Source organism: Albidovulum sp., from assembly GCF_049646345.1.
Lineage (GTDB): Bacteria > Pseudomonadota > Alphaproteobacteria > Rhodobacterales > Rhodobacteraceae > Albidovulum.
Genome location: NZ_JBARVQ010000402.1, coordinates 1 through 2,627 on the forward strand (window position 1 = coordinate 1; position 2,627 = coordinate 2,627).

A 2,627-nucleotide genomic window follows, 5' to 3' on the forward strand; every position below is an offset into this window, starting at 1 on the left:
CGCTATGCGATGAATGCCAACATGATTTTCAAGTGGTTGCGTGATCCTCGGTATGCGCCGGATCCTGAAGCATTGGCCCGGCTCATCCGAGGCCTGTCTGCATGATCCCGGTTCCGGCGAACACACGGGTCTGGCTTGCAGCGGGTGTGACCGATATGCGGCGCGGGTTCACGACGCTGGCGGCCCAGGCAGAGCAGACGCTGCAGCAAGACCCGTTTGCGGGTCACATGTTTGTCTTCCGCGGCCGCCGCGGCGACCTGATCAAGATCATCTGGTGGGACGGCCAAGGGGCGTGCCTGTTCAGCAAACGGCTTGAGAAGGGTCGGTTCGTCTGGCCCTCGGCGAAGGAGGGCAAGATTGCCCTGACTGCCGCGCAGTTGGCAATGCTCATGGAGGGAATCGACTGGCGTCTGCCGCAACGCAGCTGGAAGCCGCTCAAGGCGGGATAAAGCGACGGTGATTGCCCGTGCGGGATTCCCGTAGCACCGTTGTTTTGCTATGGTCCGGTCATGTTGGACGTGGCCAAATCCCTGCCGGAAGACCCCGATGAACTGAGACAGTTCACTGCGCTGTTGCTGGCCGAGGTGAAGTCGCAGGCGGTCCTGATCGAGAAGCTGCGGCACCAGTTGGCGGGTCATCGCAATCACCGGTTTGGGTCGTCGTCAGAAAGTATCGAGCAGCTTCAACTGGCGCTGGAAACGAGCGAGATCGCCGTTGCAAAGATGACGGCAAAGCTGCGACTTCCCGATGAAGAGCCGAAGGACAAGCCGAAGCGTCGGCCAATCCCCGATCACATCCCACGCATGGAAGTCGAACTGACGACTGGCAACGACGATTGCACCCATTGCGGTGGCGCACTGCGTCGTCTGGGCGAGGATGTGACCGAAGAGTTGGAATACGTTCCGGGACGGTTCATCGTGAACCGCATCGTGCGGCCACGCATGGCGTGCTCGGGCTGCGATGGCTTCACACAAGCGCCGTTGCCATCGCGCCCCATCGAACGCGGGCGTCCTGGTCCTGGCCTGCTGGCGCGTGTTCTGGTCAACAAATATGCGGATCATTTGCCGCTCTATCGGCAAAGTGGCATCTTTGAGCGCGATGGGATCGACATTGACCGTTCAACGCTGGCCGACTGGGTCGGCAAGTCCACGGCGCTGCTGGAACCGCTCGCGGATGCCATCGGGCGGCATGTTCTGGCCGGGCGGGCAATCTTCGCAGACGACACGCCGGTGAACATGCTGGCGCCTGGCACCGGCAAGACAGCGACGGCACGTCTGTGGGCTTACGGGCGGGATGAACGGTCGTGGGGCAGCGATGCACCACCGGCAAGTTGGTATCAGTTCTCACCGGATCGCAAAGGGCAGCATCCCAAAGATCACCTAGCAAGTTATCAAGGCTGGATGCATGCGGATGGCTATGCCGGGTTCGAAGATCTCTACCGCTCGGGCGATATCCACGAGGTCGCTTGCATGGCGCATGTCAGACGGAAATTTGTGGATGTTCACCGCGCTCAAGGTTCCGCCATCGCCGACGAGGTCATCAAGCGCATCGCTCAACTCTATGCGATCGAGAAGGAAGCTCGTGGATCGCCGCCGGACCGACGTGTCGATATCCGGCAAGGCAAAGCAAAACCGATCTTCGACGATCTGGAAGTCTGGCTATACGCCCAACTGCCCAACATCTCTGGCAAATCGCCGCTGGCGGCCGCGATCCGCTATGCCCTGACCCGCATGGCACGGCTCCGGCCCTATCTCGATCACGGTATCTTGGAACTCGACAACAACACGGCCGAGCGCGCGATGCGCTCCATCGCCATCGGCCGGAAAAATTATCTCTTCGTGGGCTCGCAGACCGGCGGAAAGGCCGCCGCAATCGCCTACACCTTGATCGAAACCGCCAAACTGAACAGCATTGATCCGCAGGCCTGGCTAGCCGACACACTTGCACGCATCCCTGACTACAAGATCAACCGGGTCGACGATCTCCTGCCGTGGAAAACCGCTCCGTAGGGCGGTCAGACTGGACGCTAACTCTCGATGAGCGGCAAGGGCAACTGTTATGACAACGCGGCTGTCGAGACGTTCTTCAACACCATCAAAGCAGAACTGATCTGGCGACGGTCATGGGAAACACGGCGGCAGGCCGAGATGGCAATCTTCGAATACATCAACGGCTTCTACAATTCGCGCCGTCGCCACTCAGCACTGGGCTGGAAAAGCCCTGTCGCCTTCGAGCGATAGGTGCCCTAAACGAGCACTTGGGGCGGCACAAAAGCGCGACAGGTCCATCCATGTCACGGTCATAGGCGAAGTCAGCCTTGTCAAACTGACCGCGTGCAGCGGCATTTGATGTCATGGGCTTGGGGACAACAACCGAGATGCCAGCATCTTCGCTGGCGACAATTTCCTCGCCTTTGTAATAACCTTTGTCCGCGATTTCTGTGAGCTGATCTGTCGTCATTTCATCTTGTGCTGCCACGGCCATCATCGACAAGGCATCCCGGTCGAATCCAAACATCGTAACCTCGTGCGCAACGATAAGATGGTTGTCAGCCTCGACCGCCGTCTGGACGTTATAGCCGACAATGCGTGGCATCCGCGCCGTCGTGGCCATGGACCGGGCATCGG

2 protein-coding genes and 2 pseudogenes are annotated in these 2,627 nt (G+C 59.8%); 3 read left to right on the top strand and 1 reads right to left on the bottom strand.

What is annotated here, in order from left to right:
* Window positions 1-101 precede the first annotated feature (101 nt).
* The 3 genes and pseudogenes from tnpB to WBB85_RS09820 form a co-directional block, all read left to right on the top strand.
* A complete protein-coding gene (tnpB, locus tag WBB85_RS09810) occupies window positions 102-449 on the top strand; it encodes an IS66 family insertion sequence element accessory protein TnpB (RefSeq protein WP_432638439.1) in 348 nt (115 codons plus the stop codon).
* A 60-nt stretch (window positions 450-509) separates the two neighbouring features.
* Entirely contained in the window at window positions 510-2,009 is a 1,500-nt protein-coding gene (tnpC, locus tag WBB85_RS09815) for an IS66 family transposase (RefSeq protein WP_432638440.1), read from the top strand.
* A gap of 21 nt (window positions 2,010-2,030) precedes the next feature.
* A pseudogene (locus WBB85_RS09820) lies at window positions 2,031-2,240 on the top strand (IS3 family transposase); the annotation flags it as partial.
* 46 nt (window positions 2,241-2,286) lie between these two features.
* Here WBB85_RS09820 and WBB85_RS09825 read toward each other — a convergent pair.
* Window positions 2,287-2,627: pseudogene (locus WBB85_RS09825) on the bottom strand (IS5/IS1182 family transposase); the annotation flags it as partial.